The organism is Streptomyces sp. NPDC052040, assembly GCF_044548405.1.
GTDB lineage: Bacteria > Actinomycetota > Actinomycetes > Streptomycetales > Streptomycetaceae > Streptomyces.
The window spans coordinates 565,002-589,728 of record NZ_JBIUBV010000001.1 but is presented as its reverse complement, the minus strand read 5'-3'; the positions used below and the strand labels follow the sequence as shown (position 1 = coordinate 589,728).

The window sequence follows — 24,727 nt, the reverse complement described above, 5'->3', positions numbered from 1 at the left end:
CGCGCCATGCCCGCCCACTCCCAGGAACCCGACCGGGCCGCGTCGGATCCGGGCGTAGCGGCCCCGGAAGGCGCCGGACCTGGTCCTCACGGGGATTTGCCCCACCCGGGCCCGCCCCGGCCCGAAGCGGCGAACGGCGAACCGGGACCCGATGCCGCCGGCTCCGCGCCTGCCGAGGACGAATACACGACCGCGATCCAGGAACTGGAGGACCGCTGGCGGCGCGCGCTCGCCGACCTCGACAACCTTCGCAAGCGCCACGCCAGGGAACTGGAGCGCGAACGGGCGGTCGAGCGGTCCCGCACGGCGGCCGCCTTCCTCCCCGTCCTCGACAACCTCGAACTCGCCCTGACCCACGCCGGCGCCGATCCGGGTGCGATCGTGGAGGGCATCCGGGCCGTACGCGACCAGGCGGTGAACGTCCTCGAACTGCTCGGCTACCCGCGGCATGCGGAGACCGGCGTCGCCTTCGACCCGGCCCGGCACGAGGTGGTCGGCGTCGTCCAGGACCCCGACGCCCCGCCGGGCACCGTCGTCGAGGTGCTGCGCCCCGGCTACGGGGACGGCGAACGGCAGCTCAGGCCCGCCGCCGTGACGGTCGCGAAGCGGGAGTGACCGGCCATGGCACGGGACTTCTACGAGGTGCTGGGCCTGTCGCGGACCGCGAGCCAGGACGAGATCCAGCAGGCATACCGCAAACTCGCCCGCAGGTACCACCCGGACGTCAACAAGGACCCCGAGGCGGAGGAGCGTTTCAAGGACCTCAACGAGGCATACAGCGTCCTGTCCGATCCCAAGACCCGAGCCCGCTACGACCGCTTCGGCGAGGATTTCCGCAAGATCCCGGAGGACTTCGACGAACGGGTCGCGGCGGGAGCGGGCGGCGGCTTCCGCGGGCGGAGGACCGCAGGCGGTGGCGGTCCTCGCGTGCGGTACGCCACCGGCTTCGGCGACGACTTCGGCGCGGAGGGCATCGACATCGAGGACCTGCTCGGCTCCATGTTCGGAGCCGGCGCCGCCCGAGGCGGCGTCCCCGGAGCGGACCAGGAGGCGGAACTGCCGCTCACGGTCGAGGAGGCATACCGAGGCGGCCGTCGCACCGTCACACTCGCCGGTCCCACCGGGCAGCCGCGGCGGTACGAGGTCGAAGTGCCGCCGGGCGTCACCGACGGGCAGCGCATCCGGCTGGCGGGCGAGGGTGGCCAGGGCAGTGGTGACGCCGCCGCGGGCGACCTGTACCTGCGGGTGCGTGTCCAGCCCCACCCCCGGTTCCGGCTGGACGGCCGTGACGTGTACGTCCAGGTCCCGGTCACCCCGTGGGAGGCGGCCCTGGGTGCGACCGTGCCGGTGCCCACGCCCGGTGGCGGCACGGCGAAGGTCACGGTGCCCGCGGGCTCGTCCAGCGGCCGGCGGCTGCGGCTGCGCGGCGAGGGCATGCCGAACCCGCGGGGCGCGAACGGTGACCTGTACGCCGAACTCCGCATCGTGGTGCCACCCGCCCTCGGCGACCGGGAGCGCGAATTGTTCGAGGAGCTCGCCGCCACCTCCTCGTACGACCCCAGGAGGACGCGATGAACGACCGACCCGCGGGAGCGGCAGGCATCGGCCGGGCCGGCGTGGGCAACCGTCCGGTACGAACGGGCGCCGACCTCACCGCCTCGACGGCTGTCCGGTACGCGCTCGTGCCCGCCCCCAGTCTCTCCCTCGAAGCCGTGGCCCGTCGCTCGGGCCTCCACCCCGATCTGATCCGCCGGTTCGTCGCCCTCGGCTTGGTCGACGCCGAACGCGACGCCGTGGGGCGTCTGGTGTTCGACCCCACGGCCCCGGCGGTCCTCGCCCGCATCCAGCGGCTGCGCACCGGACTCTGCCTCAACTACGCATCCATCGGCCTGGTGCTCGACCTGCTCGACCGCATCAGCCTGCTCGAAGCCGCCTTGCGCGGCCGCGGCATGAGGAGTGAAACACCCCCATGGACATGAACCGTCTCACCCAGAAGTCCCAGGAAGCCCTCCAGGAGGCCCAGAGCGCGGCCGGCCGCATGGGGCACACCGAGGTCGACGGGGAACACCTGCTGCTCGCACTTCTCGATCAGGAGGACGGTCTGATCCCGCGGTTGCTGCAACAGGCCGGCACCGAGCCGAAGGAACTGCGCGCGGCCGTGCGCGAGGAACTCTCCCGCCGCCCGAAGGTCACCGGCCCCGGCGCGGCACCCGGCCAGGTCTTCGTCACCCAGCGCCTCGCCCAGCTGCTCGACGCCGCCGAACGGGAGGCCAAACGCCTCAAGGACGAGTACGTGTCCGTGGAACACCTCCTGCTCGCCCTGGCTGAGGAGAGCTCTTCAACCGCCGCCGGGCGACTGCTCAAACAGGCCGGCATCACCAGGGACTCGTTCCTGAGCGGGCTCACCCAGGTCCGCGGCAACCAGCGCGTCACCTCCGCCAACCCCGAAGTGGCCTACGAGGCCCTGGAGAAGTACGGCCGCGACCTGGTCCTCGAGGCTCGGTCCGGGCGGCTGGACCCGGTCATCGGCCGTGACGCGGAGATCCGACGCGTCACCCAGATCCTCAGCCGCAAGACCAAGAACAACCCCGTCCTCATCGGCGACCCCGGCGTCGGCAAGACCGCCATCGTCGAGGGCCTCGCCCAGCGCATCGTCCGCGGCGACGTCCCCGAGGGCCTGCGCGACAAGACGGTGTTCGCCCTCGACATGGGCTCCCTGGTCGCCGGCGCCAAGTACCGCGGCGAGTTCGAGGAACGCCTCAAGGCCGTGCTGTCCGAGGTGAAGGCAGCCCAGGGGCGCATCCTGCTCTTCGTCGACGAACTCCACACCGTCGTCGGCGCAGGCGCCGCCGAAGGGGCCATGGACGCGGGCAACATGCTCAAGCCGATGCTCGCCCGCGGCGAACTCCACATGATCGGCGCCACCACCCTCGACGAGTACCGCAAACACATCGAGAAGGACGCCGCCCTCGAACGCCGCTTCCAGCAGGTCCTGGTCGACGAGCCGAGCGTGGAGGACACCATCTCCATCCTGCGCGGACTGCGCGAACGCCTCGAGGTCTTCCACGGCGTCAAGATCCAGGACACCGCACTGGTCTCCGCGGCCACCCTCAGCCACCGCTACATCACCGACCGGTTCCTGCCCGACAAGGCCATCGACCTCGTCGACGAGGCGTGCGCCCGGCTGCGTACCGAGATCGACTCGATGCCCGCCGAACTCGACGAGATCACCCGCCGCGTCACCCGCCTGGAGATCGAGGAGGCGGCCCTGTCCAAGGAGACCGACCCCGCCAGCAGAACCCGCCTGGAGGAGCTGCGCAGGGAACTGGCCGACCTGCGCGGCGAGGCCGACGCCAAACACGCCCAGTGGGAGGCCGAACGGCAGGCGATCCGCCGCGTGCAGGACCTGCGCCAGGAACTGGAGCAGGTCCGCCACGACGCAGAGGAGGCCGAACGCGCCTACGACCTCAACCGCGCCGCCGAACTCCGCTACGGCCGTCTCCAGGACCTGGAGCGCCGACTCGCCGCGGAGGAGGAGCAACTGGCCGCCAAACAAGGGCAGAACCGGCTGCTGCGCGAGGTCGTCACCGAAGAGGAGATCGCCGAGATCGTCGCCGCCTGGACCGGCATCCCCATCGCACGCCTCCAGGAGGGCGAACGCGAGAAACTGCTGCGCCTCGACGAGATCCTGCGCGAGCACGTCATCGGCCAGGACGAAGCCGTCAAACTCGTCACCGACGCCATCATCCGCGCCCGCTCCGGCATCCGCGACCCTCGCCGCCCCATCGGCTCGTTCATCTTCCTCGGCCCCACCGGCGTCGGGAAGACCGAGCTGGCCAAGACCCTCGCCCGGACCCTGTTCGACTCCGAGGAGAACATGGTCCGCCTCGACATGAGCGAGTACCAGGAGCGGCACACCGTCAGCCGGCTCATGGGCGCACCGCCCGGATACGTCGGCTACGAGGAAGGCGGCCAGCTCACCGAGGCCGTACGCCGCAAGCCGTACTCGGTTGTGCTGTTCGACGAGATCGAGAAGGCGCACACCGATGTCTTCAACACCCTGCTACAGATCCTCGATGACGGCCGCATCACCGATGCGCAGGGCCGCACCGTCGACTTCCGCAACACCGTGATCATCATGACGTCCAACATCGGCTCCGAGCACCTCCTCGACGGCGCCACCGCCGAAGGTGAGATCAAGCCCGACGCCCGCGCCCTGGTGATGGGCGAGCTGCGCGGGCACTTCCGCCCGGAGTTCCTCAACCGCGTCGACGACATCGTGCTGTTCAAACCGCTCGGCGAGCGGCAGATCGAGCGGATCGTGGAGCTGCAATTCGACGAACTGCGGCAGCGGCTCGCCGAACGCCGCATCACCGTCGAACTCACCGACGCCGCCCGGGAAGCGATCGCCCACCAGGGCTACGACCCGGTGTACGGGGCCCGGCCACTGCGCCGCTACATCTCCCACGAGGTCGAGACACTGGTCGGACGCGCCCTGCTGCGCGGCGACGTCCAGGACGGCGCGACGGTCCGCGTCGACGCCGAACACGGAGAGCTGGTGGTCACCTACGACCAGCCCGAGGACGTGAAGGGAGCGCGGGCGGCATGAGCACGATGCAGGCGACGACCGTCAGTTGTCCCCACTGCGGGCGCACCAACCGAGTGCCCGTGGCCGCGAAGGGCCGCCCCAAGTGCGGCCACTGCAAGCAGCCCCTACCGTGGATGGTGGACGCGGGCGACGACGACTTCACCGAGGTCGCCGAGCGGGCCGACGTCCCCGTCGTGGTCGACCTGTGGGCCACCTGGTGCGGCCCCTGCCGCATGGTCAGCCCCGCGCTGGAGAAGGTCGCCACCGACCTCGCCGGCCGCATCAAACTCGTCAAGGTCGACATCGACAAGAACCCCCGGCTGTCGCAGCGTTTCGAGGTCCAGGCCGTACCGACACTGCTCGTCCTCGACCAGGGCGAGACGGTCGCCCGGCAGACGGGGGCAGCGCCCGCCCCCGCTCTGCGCCAGTGGGTGGAACAGTCGATCACCACCCGGAAAGGGTGATCCGGATGACCCTGCACGCAGACCCCCACCTCGCGCTCGTCCGACCGGTCCAGCCGCTGACCCCAGAAGGGTGTCAGGAGTGCCTGCTGCTCGGCTCCCCGTGGGTCCACCTGAGGCTCTGCCTGACCTGCGGGCACGTCGGCTGCTGTGACTCCTCGCCGAACAAACACGCGCGTAGGCACGCGGCAGCCGACGCTCATCCGATCGTGCAGTCGTTCCAGCCCGGCGAGGAATGGCGCTGGTGCTACGTTCACGAGGCGTTCGTCTGATGTCCGGCGACCAGCCGCTGCCGGGCGGAGAACCGGTGCCGGAGGAAGCGGACGAGGCCGCTTTCTGGGAGACCCCGGACATCTACGGCGCGTATCCGCGCCTCACGGAGGACCAGATAGCACGTCTGGCGGAGCACGGGCAGCGCCGGAGCACGGCTCCGAACGACGTGCTGATCCGGGAGGGGGAGCGCTGCGAGACGTTCTTCGTCGTCCTCAGCGGTACCGTCGCCGTCGTCGAGGACTACGGCACTCCCGAGGAGCGCGTGCTGCGCGCGCACGGCCCCGGTCGCTTCATCGGCGAACTCGGGCTGCTGCACGGACAGGTGGCCTTCTACACCGCTGTCGCCAGGGAGCCCGGCGAGGTCCTCGTCGTCTCCTTGGACCACGTGCGCCGCCTGGTGTCCCAGGACTCCACCATCGGGGACCTCGTGCTGCGCGCCTGTCTGGGCCGTCGCGCGCTGCTCGTCGGACAGGGCGCCGGCTTCCGCATCATCGGCTCGCGCTTCTCGCCCGACACCCGGCGGCTGCGCGAGTTCGCCATCCGCAACCGGCTGCCGCACCGCTGGATCGACCTGGAGAGCGACGAGGAGGCCGAGAACCTGCTGCGCCGCTTCGGCGTCGGCCCGGAGGAGACACCGCTCGTCATCTGGCGGGACACCACCCTGTTGCGCAACCCCAGCAACGCGGAACTGGCCCGGCTCATCGGCCTGCCGTCACTGCCCGCCGGAAACCGTCACGGCGACGTCCTCATCGTCGGCGCCGGACCCGCCGGCCTCGCTGCCGCGGTGTACGCCGCCTCCGAGGGACTGAGCACCACCGTGGTGGAGACGATGGCCACCGGCGGCCAGGCCGGCACGTCGTCCCGCATCGAGAATCTGCTCGGCTTCCCATCCGGCATCTCCGGCGCCGAACTGACCGAACGCGCCGTGCTCCAGGCCGACAAGTTCGGCGCCAGGATCAGCCTCCCGCTGGAGGCGACCGGTCTCCATCCCAAGGACGAGGACCACTACGTGGTGGCCTTCGCCGACGGCAGCGAGATCGCCGCCCGCGCCGTCGTCCTGGCCACGGGCGCCCGCTACCGCCGACTCCAGGTGCCCGGCATCGAACGCCTGGAGGGAACGAGCGTCCACTACTCGGCGACCGTCTACGAGGCCCAGCAGTGCCGCACCGACCCGGTGGCCGTCATCGGCGGCGGCAACTCGGCGGGCCAGGCGGTGCTGTTCCTCGCCGGGTACGCGCAGAAGGTGCACCTGCTGGTCCGAGGACCCAGCCTTGAGGCCAACATGTCCCGCTACCTGGTCGACCAGGTCGAACGCCATCCGCGGGTGGAGGTCATGCTGCACACCGAGGTCACCGAGGTCATCGGCCAGGGGGTGCTGGAGGAGCTCGACGTGGTCGACAACCGTACGGGCGGACACCGCCGACTCGCGGTACGGGGCCTGTTCGTCTTCACCGGCGCCGACCCCCACACCGAGTGGCTCGCCGACGTCATCGCCCTCGACTCCCGCGGCTTCGTCCTCACCGGCCCGGAGGCCCAGGAAGCCTGCGCCTACCCCGAGGTGTGGAACGGCCGCGGACGCTCGTGCATGACCCTGGAGACCAGCCTGCCCGGGGTCTTCGCGGTAGGGGACGTCCGTAGCGGCTCGGTGAAACGGGTGGCCTCCGCGGTCGGCGAAGGCGCGATGAGCATCCACTTCATGCACCGCTACCTGGGCGGCACGGCCGCGCCCGGCGGCACCGACAGCTCACCGCACACCCGTCCGAAGGAGTCCGCTTGGCTCGCATGACGCCCAGGAAATGCGGGACCTGCGGGATCTGACGCGGCCACGGACAGCGATGACGCGGAAACGGGCTCGGACGATCCAGGGGCGGGAGAGGGTGCTCCACGGCCGCGGCGCAGGACATGCGGCTCCCGTGCCCGACGACACTTGCAGCGACTGAGGTCAGGAAGTTCCGGGCCGAAGTCGTACCCCCCCCCGGCCTCCACGGATCAGGTGACTTCGTCCAGGTGGTCGGCAGGGCCCCGCACGGACGGAGACCACCGGAGGCGGCGTGCGAGCGCCCTCGGGCAGGTCTGCGAGATCAGGCCAGGTTGATGTTTTCGGCCTGTGGACCCTTCTGGCCCTGGGTGACGTCGAACGTCACGGCCTGACCCTCCTGGAGCTCACGAAAGCCTGTGGAGTTGATCGCCGAGTAGTGCGCGAAGACATCCGGGCCGCCGCCGTCCTGGGCGATGAAGCCGAAGCCCTTCTCCGCGTTGAACCACTTCACGGTTCCCGTAGCCATGGTCATGCCTTCCAGTCGATGAACGCCTCCCACTCCATGTGGCAGACGGAGGTGATCGCCCTGGTCCCTGCGGCACAGCACAGCAAAACGCCCACACCAGAGGCGTGGGCAAGAGGAAATCCCGAACCACGACAGCTGACTCATACGCTACACGCCCCCACGCCGCGTCACCAGAGGAAATGATCACGCCGCACACGAGACCGTGCGTGCATGCCCGCCGACACTGACGGGCACGCTCATCTCATGTGTCTGACGTTGGGTTCGCCGACTCGGCGGCACGGCGATATTCGGCGTTGAGGCGCTGGGCTTCCTCCAGCTGGTCTTCGAGGATGACGATGCGGCAGGCGGCCTCGATGGGGGTCCCCTGGTCGACGAGCTCCCGGGCGCGGGCTGCAATGCGCAGCTGGTAGCGGGAGTAGCGGCGGTGGCCGCCTGCGGAGCGCAACGGGGTGATGAGGCGGGCTTCGCCGATGGCGCGGAGGAAACCCTGTGTGGTGCCGAGTATCTCGGCGGCCCGGCCCATGGTGTAGGCGGGGTAGTCGTCGTCATCGAGACGGCCGAACGTGTCGTCTGCTGTCATTGCACCTCTCTGCGGAACGCGTGGAGGGGCCCTGGCGCCGTACTGGCACCAGGGCCCCGAAGGAACTACTACACCATCTGCCGGCCCTGATACTGCACCGGCCCTCTGTTTCCGCAGACCCGACCGACATGCTGTCGGGGGCGCGGGGATCGCGATTGCTTGACCGGAGACCACCTCACTATCGATGTCCTGCGGTACCCGGGTCCAGGACCTCTACCCGGGCGATCCTGATGGCGCTCGGCTCCTCCGTTCTCCCCTCTTGATCAACTACTCACTGAAACGGAAACTGCGAACTGCTGATGGCCTCGAACAGCGCCACTCTTCGGCAGCCGGCCCTGTCGCCCGTCGTGCGTCTGCTCGGGCCTGGAACCCCACTGCCGAACCTCCCGGTGCGCGCGTCCGCAGCTGACGCCTTCACCGAGGTCCTGCTCACTGACTTCACTGCTGGGTACTGCGAACCTTCACTTACGGGTACTGCAACTGCGTGCACTGCTGCCCGGCAGTTCATCTCTGCCGCGCTCGCTCGATCTTGGCTACGAGAAAAACCATAACTGCACCGCCACCCAATGTCTACTTCAGCTGGCATAGATTTTCGCTCGCTCGAAGATGAGGTAATCGTTTCGACCTGTCTGCTCGGCCGGTCCTTGGATGGTTCAAGCAGCTCAGAGGCTCAGTCCGGCGCTCGCAGGCACCGGCCAACACTGCACCCCGGGAAGAACACCGCCGGTTGACGCTCCTGCTTCCGCCTCAGCGCCTTGACGAGGATCTGCTTCCTCGGCCGACGGTCACTCACGCCGTGGACCCTGCGGACCCGTTGGCTTTCTGGTGTCCGAGCTCCTCGCTGCTCGTTGCCGCCGCGGCCCTGGTGGAGTCCGCGCAGCGCAACCAGATGTCCCTGACCGTGGTCACCGGTGGCAGCGACGGCGACAGGAACCGGCCGCACGCAGTGTGGGCCCGACCGGCGTACCGGTCGGGCCCACACTGCTGTTCAGGTGTCCGTTCGTGCTGTTCCCCGGGTCAGGCGGAAACGGGGGTGCCGAGCATTGAGGAGGCGTGCTGCATCGGGCTGAGAACGCCCGGGGGCGCGGCCTTGGGGACGGCGCGGCAGGTGAAGCCGAGCTGAGTCATGGCCCGCAGGACTTCGAGGGCGCTGAAGTCACGGCGGTCCTGGCGGGTGACGACCTGGCCGACCTGCTTGACGGGATAGTGACGACGGCCAATGATCACGGAATCGCCGGTGACCGGTTCGGGCTTGATGCCCTTCATCGATTCCAGCACGCCGCTCTTGGTGAGCTCGAAGGGGAAGCGGGCGATGACGCAGCGCATGGGGCCTCACAGGGGGGAAGGGGGAACGGTCCGACCAGGGTGCGGCGGCTCAGCGGGAGAGGGCGAGGACGTCCGAGGCGCTGCCTTGCCCGTCGACCACCGGCAGGACACCGGGCCCACGGGTGCGCATCGCGTGCTCGGCTTCGGCCATCGTGGTCACGGGTGAGGTGAACGAGCCGTGGTCGCCGAGGATGTCGCGCAGGCGGACGCGGTCCGTGTAGGCGGAGCTGTCGCGGACGGTGGTGAGGTCTGTCCGGGTGACCAGGCCGGTGCGCTGGTCGTCCTGGTCACAGACGACCAGTCGGCTCGTGCGGGCTGCGGCCATGACGGACAGCGCAACCTCGATGCTCATGTCGTCACAGACCTGCGGTCCGGCCGCGTCCACGACCTCCTCCGCCGTCCTGTGCACGGGGCCGGCGCTCGCCGGGCGGGGCTGCATCTGGACCAGCGTCAAAAGGTGCCTCCTGCAGAGATGGGTCAGCTTCTTGATCACGAAGGTCCTAGGCCACCGCGCCGAGGACGGACTTGCGTACGGACGCGCGCCGGCTTCCCGAAGCGGGGCGGCGCCGGCCTCGGGAGGTGGCGCTGCGCTTGGGGCGTTCGGCCACTGGGGCGGTGATGACGACCGGGATGCCGGAGGGGGCCTGGGCGCCGGTGATCCGACGCAGGGCCTCGTCGCCCGAGTGGACCTGGGTGGTCTGGGGCCGGATCCCGGCGTCCGACATGAGGCGCACCATACTGCGGCGCTGGTTCGGTGTGACGAGGGTGACGACACTGCCGGACTCGCCGGCGCGGGCGGTACGGCCGCCGCGGTGGAGGTAGTCCTTGTGGTCGGTCGGCGGGTCGACGTTGACGACGAGGCTGAGGTTGTCGACGTGGATGCCGCGCGCCGCGACGTTGGTCGCTACCAGCACGCTGACGTGCCCCGCCTTGAACTGCGCCAGCGTGCGGGTGCGCTGCGGCTGCGACTTGCCGCCGTGCAGCGCGGCGGCCCGTACCCCGCTGTTGAGGAGGTCCCGGGTCAGCCGGTCAACGGCATGCTTGGTGTCCAGGAACATGATCACCCGACCGTCGCGGGCGGCGATCTCGGCCGTGGCGGCGTGCTTGTCAGCGCCGTCGACGTGCAGGACATGGTGCTCCATCGTCGTGACCGCACCGGCCGAGGGGTCGACCGAATGCACGACGGGGTCGGTCAGATAGCGGCGCACCAACAGATCGACGTTGCGGTCCAAGGTGGCGGAGAACAGCATCCGCTGCCCCTCCGGACGCACCTGGTCGAGCAGCGCGGTGACCTGCGGCATGAATCCCATGTCGGCCATCTGGTCGGCCTCGTCCAGCACCGTGACGCCCACCTGGTTCAGTCGGCAGTCGCCACGGTCGATGAGGTCCTTGAGCCGGCCAGGGGTGGCGACGACGATCTCGGCCCCGCCACGCAGTGCGCCCGCCTGCCTGCCGATCGGCATCCCCCCCACCACGGTGGCCAGCCGCAGCCTGACGGAGCGGGCGTACGGAGTGAGCGCGTCGGTCACCTGCTGCGCCAGTTCACGCGTCGGTACGAGGATCAGCCCCAGCGGCTGGCGGGGCTCAGCACGCCGTCCGGCCGTACGGGCGAGCAGGGCGAGGCCGAAGGCGAGGGTCTTGCCGGAACCGGTGCGCCCGCGACCCAGGACGTCTCGGCCCGCCAGGGAGTTCGGGAGCGTCGCGCCCTGGATCGGGAACGGCACGGTCACGCCCTGCCTGCCGAGTTCGGCCAGCAGCTGCTTGGGCATACCGAGATCTGCAAAACCTTCGACGGCAGGCAGCGCGGGGGTGATCGTCCTGGGCAGCGCGAACTCACCCTGCACCGGGGCGGCCCCACGGCCGTACCCGCCGGAACGGGCAGGTCCGCCGGAACGGCGCGGTGCCGGGGAGCCGAAGCGACTGCCGCCCTTCCCCCCGCCCTGACGGATGCGGGCGGAGCGGTCGTTCGTACGTGTTCGGTTCATGCGGAACCTTCCTCGATGTGGCACATATCAAGGAATTCCCGCAGCGATGAGCGGCATGGAGAATTACAAGTATGGACCGGTAGCATAAGACAGCAATCTGACCGACGGAAATCTCCGGGGTGCACGTGCTGAAATGAGTGACGCGACGGGGTCGTAAGCTCCGGGCGTCGGCTGCGGTGCAGCTCTTCAGGATGCGCCTACAGCTCCGAACGAGGAGGCGCGCGTGATGGGACTGCGGATTCCTCCGAGTCGTCCCGCGGGTGAAATCACCGCGAGAGATGCGTGTAGCTGGGCCCCGCACCCCGAAGGATGCGGGCCCCAGCTACAGATGGTGCGTGAGCGTCAGGCGGGAACGATGTTCTCGGCAGTGGGGCCCTTCTGGCCCTGCGCGATGTCGAAGTTCACCTTCTGGCCCTCGAGCAGCTCACGGAAGCCCTGCGCCGCAATGTTCGAGTAGTGGGCGAACACGTCGGGGCCGCCACCGTCCTGCTCGATGAAGCCGAAGCCCTTTTCCGCGTTGAACCACTTCACAGTACCAGCAGCCATGTCATATCTCCTTTGGGGCAGTGCATCGGCATCCGCACTGTGCGAATGCCGTGTCGCCGCGATGATTGCCCCGCCCGGAAATGACCGGAAATACAGAAGCGCTCCCGACCGGCCGAAGCCTGGTGGGGGCACTTGAAGTTTTGGGAACCACAACTGCAACCGAGATCGACAGTAGCACGCCGGAACAGCCCGTGTACATTAAACAATTCCACCCTGCCCTTCGCGGCAAAAATTCCCACTGCGCGGTCCGTCAAAATCTCAGCTGCCGGGCACAGATATTGATTCACCCCAAGTGCAATGTTTCAGGAAGAGCCGCCAACCGCACCAGGGCTCCCATGCACGCGGCTTTCCACAAGACGCTGCTCGGAAGGGTCCAGCAACTCGTGTCCGCCGACCGGCACCGACGGGCCGGAGAACCCGACCTCGCTCGCCGTACGGGGCAACACGGCGTACATCGCCAGCGGCGCCTACGTGACCAGCGATGACCCCAGCCTCGTACCTACTGAGGTTGAACTCGTGGTGTCGTAGCGGGTTATGCGGTTTGGACGGTCAGGCCGGTCTCGGTGTGACAGCCGTCTATGAGGTGGCTGCGGGGCTGGACGCCCAGATGGAGGAGGCCCGGCTGGAGGCACTGCGCGGCAACTGGGAGCAGGCCAGAGCCGCGCTGGACGAGGCCAAGGAGTACGGCAGACCACGGTCCGCGGGGCTGGGCGGCCAGATACGCCGCCTGCTCGGACAGACCTCCATGGTGTACTTCGACGGACTGGTGTCGGACCCGCAGTACGCGCCCGCGGACGGCGACGCCACCGCGCTGAACGAACCCATGACCCTGTGGGAGGCGCATCACAGGTCGACGCACAACCAGCGGGAGTTCTCGTCCTACGACGACAGAGAAGTCATGGCGGTGGGCAGGGCCGGCACCCGCTTTGGAGCTTCGCCTTCGATGGCGATCCCGCGCCATTCCTCCAGCAGCGGTTTGTCTCCCCGGCCACGGCCGCCAGTGCGGGTACCCGCGCGGTGGTCGTGTGGAGCGGCCTGAGAACCTGGCACGGGGATCCCTACTTTCACCTCTCGGTGGCGCGGGACGGCGCCGAGGACTACGCGTTCACGTACGCGGACGGAGAGATCCGGCGGAGCGGGGAGATACCGCAGGCGCTGGACCCCGGCCGGTTCTCCGGCGGCCCGAAGGCCGGTGCCGAGGCGGAACGGTCGCTACTGGAAGCGGTGGCCGGGGAGTTCGGTGCCCATCTGCCGCGTCACGCCATCGTGAACGAACGGCTGCACACGTTCACTCCCCGCTCCTGGACCCGCCCGCCGAGGAACGGCGAGATGTACGCGGTGATCCACATGGACTGGGGAGGCCCACGCCCGGTGGGCGGCGAACGAACGGTGGACGAGGGGCCGGAAAGCAACTAGAGACCGCCTGTCGCGGCGGTCCTCTCAGCGGGGAGTTCTGGGCGGTTTCCATGGGCGGGCGGGGCAGGCGCGTGTGGCTGTTGTGCGGCGCGTTTCTGTGCTGTGCGCGCCTTCTTTCTCGGTTGCGGGTTGTGGGCGCTTCTTCCGTGTTATGTGCCGGAGCTTCGCGGGCACCACGGAACTCACCGACGATCCACAGGAGTTCGTATGACCGCTCTCGACCGCTACGACCATGACCCCGACGCCCTCGCCTGGGCGCGTGCCAAGGTCCGGAAGTCCGTGGACCGCGCCGAACGTGCCGCTGCCGGGCACACCCTCAGTGCCGAGGACCGCGAGCAGTGGCGGCGCATCGCCTCCTACATGCGGCGCGAACTCCTCAGCCGGGACGATGTCGTGCACGCGGCCTTCGACGAACGGCTGCCTGCGTTCTTCGGTACGGCCGCGTCACGCGGCCCCGGGAGAAGGGAGGACCCGGAGGCCACCCTCAACACCCTCTCACCCGCCGCTCGGTTGAAGAGCGCCCAGGCCGTCCACCGGATCCGCGCCTGGATCGCCAGCGAACCCGTCACCGCGGACACCGGCTTCGGCGACGGCTACCGAGAGGCCCTCCGCGACATCCAGGTCCTCATCGGACCGGTGCTGGAGGAGTACGCCGAGCCCGAGCCCGAGCCGGACCGGGGGCAGCGCCCTCGGTGACCGCGGCGCGCCCTGCCCAAGTCCGCAGCGGGGGCGGCCCGCACATGGTCGGCTGCCCCGGCGACGGTCATCGTTCGGCGGACGCCTCCAGTCCGGTCAGCGCGCCGACCGGGTCCTGGTCGGGGGTGCCGCGGGGCCACCAGTCCTCCTGGCCGGGCTCCGACTCGTACGCATACCAGAGGCCGTCGCGGCCCAGCCGGAGCTGGAGACGGCCGTCCGGGTGGGTGAGGCGGTTGCGCCAGGGCCGGAAGGCGGGCAGGTCCGCGGCGAGGAGCTGGGGGCGGGCCCGGTCGAAACGGCCGGCCGGCGGGTCCCACGGCTCCTCCAGGACGGCGAGGGCCTCCTGACCGCCCTGCCGCCAGGCGGCCACGGCCCGTGCCAGATCGGCCGGACTCCGGCCGGTCGCCGCGGCCAGCGAGGAGTACAGCGGCCGGGTCGCCGCGGTGAGGCCCGAGCCCGGGCGGGCGGCGGCCAGCCGTACCGCGTCCTGCCACAGGCCCAGGTCCGCGACGGGGTCCGCTCCGGTGCTGAGCAGCGCATACGCGCGGGCCGCCGCGTCCGTGGCCAACTGGTCCAGGGCGAGCGGGTCCGGGCCACCCGGGGCCGCCGGGTAGACAGGCGGCTGCTCGGGGTGGGCGAGCGGTGGCAGCGGCACCGGGAGCGGCGGCAGCGCACCCCGCGCCACGGCGTCGCGGGCCCGCACTCCGGGCATGGGCGCGGGCCCCTGGTGCTGGGCGGCGCGGGCCGCGCGCGCGGCGTTGCGCCGGGAGAGCGCGTCGATCAGCTCCCGCTCGCCACGGCCGCGGAGCAGAAGCAGCACAAAGGGATCCTGGTCCAGCAGGCGCGCGGTCTGGTAGCAGACCGCGGCCGCGTGCTTGCAGGGGTGCCCGGCGTCGGGGCAACTGCACCGCGGGTCCAGGTCACCGGGCCCTGGCAGCAGCCGGATCCCGCACTCGGCGAGGGAGTGCGGCACCTGTTTGTCGAGGAGTGCGGCGATATGTCCGGGCTGCTCCGCGGCGGCGTCCAGGAAGCGGTCCCACTCCTCGTCGGAGAACGTCCGCAGCCGCACCTGCACCCGGTACGGGCGGGGACGGCTCCCCTGGACATAGGCGAGGAGAAGCCCCGGGGTGACGGTGACGGCGTCCACATGCCCCTGGTCCGCGTACGTCCGGCCCCGCGCGAGCCGTGCCGCGTCCAGGGCGCCCTCCTCCAACGCGGCGACCCAGGCACCGCCCCACCAGGTCCCGGCGAAGCGGTCCTCGGCCGACGGTGTCCGGGGCGGGGGCGCCGCTGTGTCCAGGGGCGAAGGCGGGGTCGAGGGCGGTGTGTGGGTCGGCGTCGGAGTCGGGGTCCGGGTCGGCAAGGAGGTGAAGGTGCGGCGCAGTTCGCCGTCGCGGTCCGGTGCCGCCATGGAGCGGGGGTAGCGCGCGGCGGGGGGCGGTTCGGGGCGTTCCACGGACGGGGCCGGCTTCGGGTCCCGGCGTTTCGACGCCAGGTCCACCACTTCGCGCCGGGGCCTGGTCGACTGCGTCTGGGCGGACGGGTCAGCGGCGGTCCGCGCGGCGGGCTCGGTGCCGCCGTGCGGGTCGGCCGAGGAGGGCAGTCCGAAGGCCCCTGCGATCAGATCCCGGACCTCCCGGCTCCGCTCACCGGCGGCTCGGGTACGTGCCGCCCGGCGCCGCCGGGCGGCGGACAGCCGAACGACGTGCGAGGTCTCCGCGCCGTCCGGCGCCTCCGGATCCCTCGGCGGCGTCGGCGGCGTCGGCTCACCGGGCGGCTCCTGCGGTGCGGACGCCTTCCCCAGCCCTCGGGAACCACGCCCGGCGGGCGCCCCCCTCTGTACTTCCGGCCACTGCGCTTCCGGCCGCTGTGCTTCCGACCGGGCAGTCCCGGTCCGTTCGTTCTCTGCGGAGGCGGCCTCTGCGCGGGCGGCGCGCAGCGCCTCGCGGGCCGCGTCACCCGGGCGCGCGGAGGGGCGGGGGGCCTGGCGGCCAGTGGGAGGCGTATCGGCTCGCGGGTCGGGGTGCGGAGCACCTTGCGGGTCGGAGCGTGGGGTGTCCTGCGGGTCGGGGTGCGGGGCGTCTTGCCGGTCGGGATGCGGAGCGTCCTGCCCGTCGGGGAGTGGGACGTCTTGCAGGTCGGAGCCCGGAGAGTCCTGCGCGTCGGAGTGTGGGGCGTCTTGCAGGTCGGGTTGCAGGTCGGGACGTGCTGCGGGGGCGGGTACGGAGGCCACATCTGCCGGTTCCCCGGCTCCGCTCCCGGCCTCGGCCGAGGCCACGGACTCGGCCCCGGGCTCGGACTCGGACTCGGACTCGGACTCGGTACCAGGCTCGGCCCCCGGTGCCGTAGGCGACGTGGACACGGCGCGGAAGGGGCCGGAGTCACGGTCCTCGGCCCCCGGGGTCATGGAAGACGCTGTGCCCGTGGCCGAGTCCGGGCCGCTGCGGCGGTCCGCGTTTGCCCGGCGCAGGGCTGCGCGTGCCGCGTCGGCGGGGCGTGATGCCTTTACCGGAGCGGCGTCCGGATCATCGCTCGCGGGGCGCTCCCGCTCGCGCTCGCGTTCCCGCGCGGCGCGCAGGGCTCGGCGGGCCGCGTCGGCCGGGCGTTCGTCCGTGCCGGGTGTCGGCTGCCCGGGGTGCCGCTCCTCCTCCGTCCCGCTCACTCCGCCCTCCTCAGCGACACCAGGTCTCTCAGCTCACGGTCCGTCAGTTCCGTCAGGGAGGACTCGCCGGAACCCAGGATCGCGTCGGCCAGCTGGCGCTTGGCCTCCAGCATCTCGGCGATGCGGTCCTCGACCGTGCCCTCGGTGATCAGCCGGTGGACCTGGACCGGCTGGGTCTGGCCGATGCGGTAGGCGCGGTCCGTGGCCTGCTCCTCCACCGCCGGATTCCACCAGCGGTCGAAGTGGACGACATGGCCCGCCCGGGTGAGGTTCAGTCCCGTGCCCGCGGCCTTGAGGGAGAGGACCAGGACGGGGGTGGCCCCGCTCTGGAAGCGGTCGACCATGCGCTCCCGCTCGGGCACCGCGGTGCCGCCGTGCAGCAGTTCGACGGGGACCGCGCGGGAGGCCAGATGGGCGGTGATCAGGCGGGCCATGCGGACGTACTGGGTGAAGACCAGGGCCGAGCCGTCCTCCGTCAGCAGGGTGTCCACCAGTTCGTCGAGGAGGGCGAGCTTCCCGGAGCGCGCGAGGAGGCCCGCCGCCCGTCCGGTGTCCTCCTTCAGATAGAGCGCGGGGTGGTCGCAGATCTGCTTGAGGGAACCGAGGAGCCCCAGGACCAGGCCCCGGCGGGCGATGCCCTCCGCCGTCTCGATCGCCAGCATGGATTCCCGTACCACCGCCTCGTAGAGCGCGGCCTGTTCATGGGTGAGCGGCACCGGGTGGTCGGTCTCCGTCTTCGGCGGCAGCTCCGGGACGATGCCCGGGTCCGACTTCCTGCGGCGCAGCAGGAAGGGGCGGACCAGGCGGGCCAGCCGCTCCGTGGCCTCGGGGTCCTCGCCGTTCTCCACGGCGCGGGCGTGGCGGGCGCGGAAGGACTTCAGCGGGCCGAGCAGTCCGGGGGTCGTCCAGTCGAGCAGGGCCCACAGCTCGGAGAGGTTGTTCTCCACGGGGGTGCCCGTGAGGGCCACGCGGGCGGGCGAGGGGATGGTGCGCAGGGCCTTCGCGGTCGCCGAGTAGGGATTCTTGACGTGTTGTGCCTCGTCCGCGACGACCATGCCCCAGGGCTGCTCGGCGAGTCGGGGTGCGGCCGACCGCATGGTGCCGTAGGTGGTGAGCACGAAGCCGCCGTCCAGTCCGTCCAGGGTGCGTTCGGGGCCGTGGAAGCGGCGGACGGGGACGCCGGGGGCGAAGCGGTTGATCTCCCGCTGCCAGTTGCCCAGCAGGGAGGCCGGGCAGACCACCAGGGTCGGTGCACGGTGCGCCCGGCGCAGATGCAGGGCGATGACCGTGACGGTCTTGCCGAGTCCCATGTCGTCGGCGAGGCAGCCGCCCAGCCCGAGGGAGGTCATCAGGTCGAGCCAGGCGAGGCCGCGCAGTTGGTAGTCCCGCAGCCGGGCGGCGAGGCCCGGGGGCGGCTCGGCCGGGGCGGTGCCCGTGGTCAGCCGGTCCCGGAGCGCGGCCAGTGCGCCGACCGGCACGGCCGGAACCGTCTCGCCGTCGACCTCCGCGCTGCCGGTGAGCGCGACGGACAGCGCGTCGACCGGGTCGAGCAGGCCCAGCTCGCGCTTGCGGGCCTTGCGGACCAGGGCCGGATCGACCAGCACCCAGCGGTCGCGCAGCCGGACCACCGGGCGGTGGGCCTCCGCGAGCGCGTCCATCTCCGTCTCGGTGAGCGGATCCCCGCCGAGCGCCAACTGCCAGCGGAACTGGAGCAGTTCCTCGCTCTCGAAGAAGCCCGTGCCGTCGGTCGCGGAGCCGGGCGCGGAGCGCACGACCGCGGTGGCGGTGAGGTCCTGGGCCAGATCCCGGGGCCAGTGCACCGCGACCCCGGCCGCGCCCAGCCGCCCGGCCGCGACACCCAGCAGGTCGCCCAGCTCCTCCTCGGAGAGGGCCAGGACGTCCGGCACCTCCTGCTCGCCGAGGCGGTCCAGCGGGGGCCAGACACGGGCCGCACGGCGGACGGCGAGGGCCGCGTCCACCCGGGCGCGGGGGCCGAAGGCGGTGTCCGCGCCGCCCGCCCACAGCTCGGCCGCGTCCACCACGAGGGTCGGATCGGCCAGGCTGTGCACCTGCACGACCGCGGCTCCGGAGCGGCGTGCGCCCTCCCCGTCGTCGAAGAGGTCGTACGCCGACAGGTCCAGGCGCAACGAGATCCGCACGCCCGCGTCCATTCCGGCCGCCACCTCGGCGGCCCAGGAGTGGGCCCCCGGCAGCCGCTGCGGAGCGGCGGCCGCGAAGGGCGCGCCCGCCGCGTGCGGGGCCGCCGGGGTGCGGGGCAGGGTGTCCGCGACCGCGTCGAGGAAGGACCGCACCAGCGCTTCGGGCTCGGGCAGCAGCAGGGGGCCCTTGCCGGGGAGCGGGACGGCATGGCCCTCGTGGGGCAGGGCGGCGGCGACGGCTCTGAGGTGGCCGATGTCGTCCGGTTCCAGCGGACCGGCGCGCCAGGCGTCGTCGCCCCCGGGGGTGAGTCCGGGCAGCAGGCGGCCCCGGGCGACGAGCCGGAGGGCGTGCAGGGCGGCCGCGCCCCAGCAGGCGGTGGCCGGGTGGGCGGCGGGATCGCGGCGGGCCCGGACGAGGAGCGGCAGGGCGTCCGCGACGGTCAGGGACACGGCGGGCACGGTGCTTCTGCGCACTCCGGAGCCGTGCCTGCGGACCACCGTCAGGTCCTCGGTCGCGTCCGTCGGCGTCCCCTCGGTCGCGCCCACGGGGGAGGCGGTGTCCTCGGGGTCCCAGAAGACGACCCGGCCGCGGCGGGGCAGCGGGTCGGGCAGGAAGACGGCGGCCAGCCGCAGGGGCACGGGCCCCTCGGCCACCTTCTCGGCCATACGTCCGGTCACCTCCCGCCGTCGCGTCGCATCGAATGTCTTCGACTCTACGGGCGGGGTCTGACAACCGGCTCCGGCGGGCGGCCGGTACCGGACGGCGCGGGGCCGGGCCCGCGCCGGGAGGCCTGTCAGGGGATCGTGCGCGACACCACGAAGACCGTCGGGTGCTCGGGGTCGGACCTGTTCACCATGACGTCCAGGGTGGGTGCGGGGTTCTTCTGGGCGTGGGTGAGGCCGGACCAGGAGCCCTGGCTCGTGAAGGCCCAGCCGACGACATGGCGGTCCCGCTCGCCGATGGCGACGTCGTCCTTGGCGAGCGTGGCGGGCGTGGCCTTCAGGGTGCCGAGGAAGCGGTTCAGACCGACCTCGCTCGTGCGGAACTGCACGTAGAGGCGGCTGGTCTTCCAGTTGTTGGTCTCGTAGGACGCGACGCCCGTGGCGTCTCCCGGGATCCAGACGTGGTAGAGGCGGCGCTGCACGCGGGAGGGCCAGCCCTCGGTCAGTCCGGTCGCCGCGTACTTGGCCTCCTTGTCCTTGCCGCTGTTGCGGCTCTGGTCCGCGGAGATCACCAGGTAGCCGGCGGGGACGCCGATGAGCAGGCCGATGATCAGCAGGGTGAGCGCACGCCGCCGGACCTTGCGTCCCGGGCTCTCCGGGGGCCGCGGGGGCCCGTCCGGCGATGTCGCCTGGCGCGGTATCGAGACGGCGGACGTCACAGGGACCCCCTGGCGGTGCGGCGGGCCTGCGCGTACCGCTCGTAGCGTTCGTAGCGCTCCACGCGGCGCCGGTTGGCGCGCCGGAAGCGGCGGGCGACGAGCCGGGCGAGGTCCGCGGCGCCGACCATGCCGGCCTCGGGGCCGAGCTGGGCGCGGGCGATACGGGCCTCGGGGCGGTAGCCGCGGCCGGTCAGATGGCGTCGGAAGGCGTCCCGGGCGGGGCCGATCAGCAGGTCGTCGGCGGCGCTGACGCCACCGCCGATCACAAAGCAGGACGGGTCCAGGGCCGCCGCCAGATTGGCGATGCCCACGCCGAGCCACTGGCCGATGTCCTGGAGCAGCTCGATGCACATCGCGTCGCCCTCGCGGGCCAGCTCGGTGATCATGGGGCCGCTGATGTCGGCGATGCTGCCCTTGACGTGCTCGATGATCCCGTAGGCCACCGGGGAGTCCGCCGCGGCCAGTTCCCGGGCCTCGCGGACCAGGGCATTGCCGGAGCTGTACTGCTCCCAGCAGCCGCGGTTGCCGCACGGGCAGCGGTGTCCGCCGGGCACGACCTGCATGTGGCCGAACTCTCCGGCGACACCGAACTTGCCGCGCTTGACCTGGCCGTCCTCCAGGATGGCGCCGCCGATGCCGGTGCCGAGGGTGATCATGACGAGGTGGTCCTCGCCGCGTCCGGCGCCGAAGCGCCACTCGGCCCAGGCGGCGGCGTTGGCGTCGTTGTCGACCAGAACGGGGACCGCGAGCCGCCCGGCGAGGCGGTCGCGCAGGGGCTCGTTGCGCCAGGACAGGTGGGGGGCGAACAGGACGCGGTTGCGGTCGGCGTCCACCCACCCGGCCGCGCCGATGCCGACGGCGTGCACATCGTGCCGGTCGGAGAGGTCGAGGACCAGCTCGACGATGGTGTCCTCGACGACCTTGGGGCTCTTGGACTTGTCGGGCGTCTCGGCCCGGAGCTTCTCCAGGATGTTGCCGTCGGCGTCGACGACGCCCGCCATCACCTTGGTGCCGCCGATGTCGATGCCGACGGTGGGGACGCGGGGCGCCGTCAGATGGGAACGGCGCTCGCGGGTGCCCACGGTCCGCAGGACGGTGGCCCGGGCGGAGCCGCGGTGGGTGAGATCGCGGTAGGTGCTCATCGGGCCCGATTCTGCCTTACGCCGCCGCGGCCGTGCATCGCGGAGCCCGGGCGGCCCCTCCGGGGCGGCACCGTCTCGGACCGTGCGGTGCGTGCGGGGCGGCCGTCGCCGGGCGGGCCCGGGTGGCCGGGGCGCCCGTCGCGGGGACGGCCCGCGCGGCCGGGCCGCCCGGGCCGTCGTCCCGCGCCGCTACAGGGGCGCGCGTTCCAGTTCATGGCGCAGATCGTCCAGCTCGTCGCCGCCCGCCATCTGACGGGTGAGGTCGTCCAGGGTGATGTCCTCGCGGGGGTGGCTGCCCACCATGGTGCCGCGCTTGAGCAGGACGAAACGGTCGCCCACCAGATACGCGTGATGCGGGTTGTGGGTGATGAACACAACACCGAGTCCGGCGTCCCGGGCGGCGGCCACGTACTTGAGGACCACACCCGACTGCTTGACGCCCAGGGCTGCCGTCGGCTCGTCGAGGACCAGCACCTTGGCGCCGAAGTACACCGCCCGGGCGATGGCCACGCACTGGCGCTCGCCGCCCGAGAGGGTGCCGATGGGCTGGTCCACGTCGCGCAGGTCGATGCCCATGCGCAGCAGCTGCTCGCGCGTGGTGCGGCGCATGAAGTCGACGTCCAGGCGCTTGAAGGGGCCGACGCCCCGGCGCGGCTCGGAGCCGAGGAAGAAGTTGCGCCACACCGGCATCAGGGAGACCACCGCGAGGTCCTGGTAGACCGTGGCGATACCGCGGTCCAGGGCCTCGCGCGGGGAGGAGAGACGGACCTCCTCGCCGTCGATGCGGAAGGAGCCGCCGTCGTGCCGGTGCAGCCCCGCCACGATCTTGATGAGGGTCGACTTGCCCGCGCCGTTGTCGCCGAGGACGCAGGTGATGTCGCCCGCGTGCACCTCCAGGGACACCCCTTCGAGGGCGCGGACATTGCCGTAGCGCTTGCTGACGTCCTCCAGGGAGACGAGCGCGGTGCGCTCCGTGGAGTCCGTGGCGCCCGCAAGATCCGTGGCGTCCGCGCGATCCGTGACCTCCGCGGGGCCCGTGGCGTCCGTGGTCATGGGGTGGCCTCCGCGCGCTTGCGGACCCAGGCGTTGAGCAGGGTCGCGAGGAGCAGCATCGCTCCGAGGAAGAACTTGAACCAGTCCGGGTTCCACTCGGCGAAGACGATGCCCTTGCTGGTCATGCCGAAGAGGAAGGCACCGACCGCGGAGCCGATCGCGGAGCCGTAGCCGCCGGTGATCAGACAGCCGCCGATGACGGCCGCGATGATGTAGATCAGCTCGTTGCCCACGCCCTCGCCGGACTGCACGACGTCGTACGAGAACAGCAGGTGCTGGCCGGAGATCCAGGCGCCCAGGGCGACACCCATGTAGAGGCCGATCCGGGTGCGCTCGACGGGGACGCCGACGGCGCGGGCCGCGTCCTTGTTGCCGCCGACCGCGAAGATCCAGTTTCCGGCGCGGGTGCGCAGCAGGATCCAGGAGGCGAGGGCGACCAGGGCGAACCACCACAGGATGGTGATCTTGAACTGGACGCCGCCGAGGGTGAGCGTGGAGGCGAAGACGGACTGCGCCGAGGAGAAGCCGTCCATGTCGGAGATCGACTTGGTGGAGACGGTGCCGCTGATCAGCTTGGTGAGGCCGAGATTCACACCGGTCAGCATCAGGAAGGTGCCGAGGGTGACGATGAAGCTGGGCAGTTTCGTCCGGCTCAGCACAAAGCCGTTGAAGGCCCCGATCGCGAGGGTGACCAGCAGCGACACCCCGGAGCCCACCCAGACGTTGGCGGTCATCTGGTAGCTGAACATCGACGACACCAGCGCCGACGTCGTCACCATGACACCGGCCGACAGGTCGAACTCACCGCCGATCATCAGCAGCGCGACCGGGACGGCCATGATGCCGATGGTGGAGGACGCGTACAGGACGGTGCTGAGGCTCCCGGCACGCAGGAAGCTGTCGGCGACGAGCGAGAAGAACACGAAGACGGCGAGGGCGCCCACCACCGAGCCCAGCTCGGGGCGGCCGAGCAGACGCTTCAGCGGTGAGGTTCCGAGCAGGCGTTCGTCGGTGGCCGCCGTCGGGTTCTCCGGCGCGGGGGCCGGTGCCGTGGCGGTCATCGGGTCCCCCGCTTCGTGTACTGCTCCAGTGCCGCGGCCTGGTCCTTGGTGATGATCTGCGGTCCGGTGAGGACCGGGCGGCCGCCGCCGAGGGCGTTGGCGTTGTACTTGTACAGCCAGAGCTGGTCGACCGCCTCGTAGCCCTGGAGGTAGGGCTGCTGGTCGACGGCGAAGCCGAGGGTGCCGTCCTTCAGCTCGGACGCCACCTTGGCGTTCAGGTCGAAGGTGTCCACCTCCGCCCGGCTCCCGGCGTCCGACCTGGCCTTCACGGCGGTGTCGGCATAGGGGGCGCCGAGGGTGACGACGGTGTCGACGGAGCGGTCCGACTGGAGGCGGGCCTCCAGGGCGGACTGGACGTCCGGCATGCTGGTGCCGTTGACGTAGAGGTTCTCCACCGTGCCGTGGAAGGTCTTCTTCACACCCGCGCAGCGCTGCTCGTGCCCGACGTTCCCCTGCTCGTGCAGCACGCACAGAGCCTTCTTGCGGCCGCGCTTATTCAGCTCGTCGCCGACCGCCTCGCCCGCGATGGTCTCGTCCTGGCCTATGTGGGTCAGCGCGCCGAAGGCCTTGGACTCGGCGGAGCCGGAGTTCACCGTCACCACCGGGATGCCGGCCTTCTCGGCGCGGGCCACGGCGGCCTTCATCGCGTCGGGCTTGGCGAGGGTGACGATGATCCCGTCGACCTTCTGGTCCACGGCCGCGTCCACGAGCTGCGCCTGCTGCTGGGCGTTGGCGTCGTGCGAGTACAGGAAGTTGATGTTGTCCTTGACGGCCGCCTGCTCGGCGCCGCTCTGGACGATGTCCCAGAAGGTGTCGCCGTCGCCGGAATGCGTGATCATCGCGAATGTCCAGCGAGGTGTGTTCACCGCGGCGTGGCCCTGGGCGGACGCGGCCTTCCGAGCGTCCTCGGCACGCTTCCCGCCGTGGCTGCTGCACCCCGCCAGGGACAGTCCGAGCGCCCCTGCCAGCGCGATGGTTGCCCAGGTCCGAAACCGTGCCACGAGCCCGTGCCCTTCCCGAGTAGTTCCTTGGAACCACCCAGTATCACCGACCGCCCGCCGACACCGCTGGTCAGGGGGCCGGTGCGCAGCCCCGGCAGGCGCTGCGGCGCC

21 protein-coding genes and 1 pseudogene are annotated in these 24,727 nt (G+C 71.3%); 9 read left to right on the top strand and 13 right to left on the bottom strand.

The features are described from left to right. Positions 1-6 precede the first annotated feature (6 nt). Genes ACIHAA_RS02455 through ACIHAA_RS02425 form a run of 7 tightly spaced genes read left to right on the top strand, consistent with a single transcriptional unit; the run spans position 7 to position 7,108 of the window. Complete coding sequence (locus tag ACIHAA_RS02455; RefSeq protein WP_399811978.1) at positions 7-615, top strand: nucleotide exchange factor GrpE; 609 nt, start codon at positions 7-9, stop codon at positions 613-615. Between the two features lie 6 nt (positions 616-621). Further along, complete coding sequence (locus ACIHAA_RS02450) at positions 622-1,575, top strand: DnaJ C-terminal domain-containing protein (protein ID WP_399811975.1); 954 nt, start codon at positions 622-624, stop codon at positions 1,573-1,575. Continuing rightward, complete coding sequence (locus tag ACIHAA_RS02445) at positions 1,572-1,979, top strand: chaperone modulator CbpM (protein ID WP_399811973.1); 408 nt, start codon at positions 1,572-1,574, stop codon at positions 1,977-1,979. Before ACIHAA_RS02450 ends, ACIHAA_RS02445 begins: the two co-directional genes overlap by 4 nt. Continuing rightward, positions 1,970-4,609 carry an ATP-dependent chaperone ClpB gene (clpB, locus tag ACIHAA_RS02440; protein ID WP_399811971.1) on the top strand — a complete coding sequence of 880 codons (2,640 nt, stop codon included), beginning with the start codon at positions 1,970-1,972 and terminating at the stop codon, positions 4,607-4,609. Before ACIHAA_RS02445 ends, clpB begins: the two co-directional genes overlap by 10 nt. After that, a complete protein-coding gene (gene trxA / locus ACIHAA_RS02435) occupies positions 4,606-5,052 on the top strand; it encodes a thioredoxin (RefSeq protein ID WP_399811968.1) in 447 nt (148 codons plus the stop codon). Before clpB ends, trxA begins: the two co-directional genes overlap by 4 nt. Before the next feature lie 5 nt (positions 5,053-5,057). Then, positions 5,058-5,321: a UBP-type zinc finger domain-containing protein gene (locus ACIHAA_RS02430; RefSeq protein WP_067378125.1), complete on the top strand. Its 264-nt coding sequence runs from the start codon at positions 5,058-5,060 to the stop codon at positions 5,319-5,321. Further along, positions 5,321-7,108, top strand: a complete 1,788-nt coding sequence (locus ACIHAA_RS02425) for an FAD-dependent oxidoreductase (RefSeq protein ID WP_399811965.1) — start codon at positions 5,321-5,323, stop codon at positions 7,106-7,108. The genes ACIHAA_RS02430 and ACIHAA_RS02425 overlap by 1 nt, the downstream gene beginning before the upstream one ends. A gap of 295 nt (positions 7,109-7,403) precedes the next feature. Here ACIHAA_RS02425 and ACIHAA_RS02420 read toward each other — a convergent pair whose 3' ends face one another. The 6 genes from ACIHAA_RS02420 to ACIHAA_RS02395 form a co-directional block, all read right to left on the bottom strand. Beyond that, complete coding sequence (locus ACIHAA_RS02420) at positions 7,404-7,607, bottom strand: cold-shock protein (RefSeq protein WP_030052720.1); 204 nt, start codon at positions 7,605-7,607, stop codon at positions 7,404-7,406. A gap of 241 nt (positions 7,608-7,848) precedes the next feature. Continuing rightward, on the bottom strand, positions 7,849-8,187 hold the full coding sequence (locus ACIHAA_RS02415; protein WP_399811962.1) for a MerR family transcriptional regulator: 339 nt from the start codon (positions 8,185-8,187) through the stop codon (positions 7,849-7,851). A gap of 1,017 nt (positions 8,188-9,204) precedes the next feature. After that, positions 9,205-9,513 carry an SCO5918 family protein gene (locus tag ACIHAA_RS02410; RefSeq protein WP_399811960.1) on the bottom strand — a complete coding sequence of 103 codons (309 nt, stop codon included), beginning with the start codon at positions 9,511-9,513 and terminating at the stop codon, positions 9,205-9,207. 49 nt (positions 9,514-9,562) lie between these two features. Continuing rightward, positions 9,563-9,967 (bottom strand): CBS domain-containing protein, encoded by a 405-nt coding sequence (locus tag ACIHAA_RS02405; protein ID WP_399811957.1) that lies wholly within the window; start codon positions 9,965-9,967, stop codon positions 9,563-9,565. A gap of 46 nt (positions 9,968-10,013) precedes the next feature. Then, positions 10,014-11,498, bottom strand: a complete 1,485-nt coding sequence (locus tag ACIHAA_RS02400) for a DEAD/DEAH box helicase (RefSeq protein ID WP_399811954.1) — start codon at positions 11,496-11,498, stop codon at positions 10,014-10,016. A gap of 342 nt (positions 11,499-11,840) precedes the next feature. Beyond that, a complete protein-coding gene (locus tag ACIHAA_RS02395; protein WP_030664939.1) occupies positions 11,841-12,044 on the bottom strand; it encodes a cold-shock protein in 204 nt (67 codons plus the stop codon). A 595-nt stretch (positions 12,045-12,639) separates the two neighbouring features. On the opposite strand from ACIHAA_RS02395, the pseudogene ACIHAA_RS02390 reads away from it, so the two are divergent. After that, positions 12,640-13,460 (top strand): annotated as a pseudogene (locus ACIHAA_RS02390) (hypothetical protein); the annotation flags it as partial. 207 nt (positions 13,461-13,667) lie between these two features. Further along, on the top strand, positions 13,668-14,156 hold the full coding sequence (locus tag ACIHAA_RS02385) for a hypothetical protein (RefSeq protein ID WP_399811951.1): 489 nt from the start codon (positions 13,668-13,670) through the stop codon (positions 14,154-14,156). Between the two features lie 67 nt (positions 14,157-14,223). On the opposite strand, the gene ACIHAA_RS02380 is transcribed toward ACIHAA_RS02385, so the two are convergent. From ACIHAA_RS02380 to ACIHAA_RS02350, 7 genes are all read right to left on the bottom strand, one after another. Beyond that, on the bottom strand, positions 14,224-16,434 hold the full coding sequence (locus ACIHAA_RS02380; protein ID WP_399813689.1) for an SWIM zinc finger family protein: 2,211 nt from the start codon (positions 16,432-16,434) through the stop codon (positions 14,224-14,226). A 380-nt stretch (positions 16,435-16,814) separates the two neighbouring features. Then, entirely contained in the window at positions 16,815-19,643 is a 2,829-nt protein-coding gene (locus ACIHAA_RS02375; protein WP_399811948.1) for a DEAD/DEAH box helicase, read from the bottom strand. A gap of 128 nt (positions 19,644-19,771) precedes the next feature. After that, complete coding sequence (locus tag ACIHAA_RS02370; RefSeq protein ID WP_399811945.1) at positions 19,772-20,359, bottom strand: sugar kinase; 588 nt, start codon at positions 20,357-20,359, stop codon at positions 19,772-19,774. Beyond that, positions 20,356-21,501, bottom strand: coding sequence for an ROK family glucokinase (locus tag ACIHAA_RS02365; RefSeq protein ID WP_399811943.1), 1,146 nt, complete (start codon positions 21,499-21,501; stop codon positions 20,356-20,358). The genes ACIHAA_RS02370 and ACIHAA_RS02365 overlap by 4 nt, the downstream gene beginning before the upstream one ends. A gap of 189 nt (positions 21,502-21,690) precedes the next feature. Continuing rightward, on the bottom strand, positions 21,691-22,554 hold the full coding sequence (locus tag ACIHAA_RS02360) for an ATP-binding cassette domain-containing protein (RefSeq protein ID WP_399811940.1): 864 nt from the start codon (positions 22,552-22,554) through the stop codon (positions 21,691-21,693). Then, a complete protein-coding gene (locus ACIHAA_RS02355) occupies positions 22,551-23,615 on the bottom strand; it encodes an ABC transporter permease (RefSeq protein WP_399811938.1) in 1,065 nt (354 codons plus the stop codon). Before ACIHAA_RS02355 ends, ACIHAA_RS02360 begins: the two co-directional genes overlap by 4 nt. Further along, a complete protein-coding gene (locus tag ACIHAA_RS02350; protein ID WP_399811935.1) occupies positions 23,612-24,616 on the bottom strand; it encodes a sugar ABC transporter substrate-binding protein in 1,005 nt (334 codons plus the stop codon). The genes ACIHAA_RS02355 and ACIHAA_RS02350 overlap by 4 nt, the downstream gene beginning before the upstream one ends. Positions 24,617-24,727 lie beyond the last annotated feature (111 nt).

Excerpts from the sequence above, each read along its gene's own strand:
- ACIHAA_RS02455 (WP_399811978.1), top strand. The coding sequence starts at position 7 with ATGCCCGCCCACTCCCAGGAACCCGACCGGGCCGCGTCGGATCCGGGC.
- ACIHAA_RS02450 (WP_399811975.1), top strand. The coding sequence starts at position 622 with ATGGCACGGGACTTCTACGAGGTGCTGGGCCTGTCGCGGACCGCGAGC.
- ACIHAA_RS02445 (WP_399811973.1), top strand. The coding sequence starts at position 1,572 with ATGAACGACCGACCCGCGGGAGCGGCAGGCATCGGCCGGGCCGGCGTG.
- clpB (WP_399811971.1), top strand. The coding sequence starts at position 1,970 with ATGGACATGAACCGTCTCACCCAGAAGTCCCAGGAAGCCCTCCAGGAG.
- trxA (WP_399811968.1), top strand. The coding sequence starts at position 4,606 with ATGAGCACGATGCAGGCGACGACCGTCAGTTGTCCCCACTGCGGGCGC.
- ACIHAA_RS02430 (WP_067378125.1), top strand. The coding sequence starts at position 5,058 with ATGACCCTGCACGCAGACCCCCACCTCGCGCTCGTCCGACCGGTCCAG.
- ACIHAA_RS02425 (WP_399811965.1), top strand. The coding sequence starts at position 5,321 with ATGTCCGGCGACCAGCCGCTGCCGGGCGGAGAACCGGTGCCGGAGGAA.
- ACIHAA_RS02420 (WP_030052720.1), bottom strand. The coding sequence starts at position 7,607 with ATGGCTACGGGAACCGTGAAGTGGTTCAACGCGGAGAAGGGCTTCGGC.
- ACIHAA_RS02415 (WP_399811962.1), bottom strand. The coding sequence starts at position 8,187 with ATGACAGCAGACGACACGTTCGGCCGTCTCGATGACGACGACTACCCC.
- ACIHAA_RS02410 (WP_399811960.1), bottom strand. The coding sequence starts at position 9,513 with ATGCGCTGCGTCATCGCCCGCTTCCCCTTCGAGCTCACCAAGAGCGGC.
- ACIHAA_RS02400 (WP_399811954.1), bottom strand. The coding sequence starts at position 11,498 with ATGAACCGAACACGTACGAACGACCGCTCCGCCCGCATCCGTCAGGGC.
- ACIHAA_RS02395 (WP_030664939.1), bottom strand. The coding sequence starts at position 12,044 with ATGGCTGCTGGTACTGTGAAGTGGTTCAACGCGGAAAAGGGCTTCGGC.
- ACIHAA_RS02385 (WP_399811951.1), top strand. The coding sequence starts at position 13,668 with ATGACCGCTCTCGACCGCTACGACCATGACCCCGACGCCCTCGCCTGG.
- ACIHAA_RS02375 (WP_399811948.1), bottom strand. The coding sequence starts at position 19,643 with ATGGCCGAGAAGGTGGCCGAGGGGCCCGTGCCCCTGCGGCTGGCCGCC.
- ACIHAA_RS02365 (WP_399811943.1), bottom strand. The coding sequence starts at position 21,501 with ATGAGCACCTACCGCGATCTCACCCACCGCGGCTCCGCCCGGGCCACC.
- ACIHAA_RS02360 (WP_399811940.1), bottom strand. The coding sequence starts at position 22,554 with ATGACCACGGACGCCACGGGCCCCGCGGAGGTCACGGATCGCGCGGAC.
- ACIHAA_RS02355 (WP_399811938.1), bottom strand. The coding sequence starts at position 23,615 with ATGACCGCCACGGCACCGGCCCCCGCGCCGGAGAACCCGACGGCGGCC.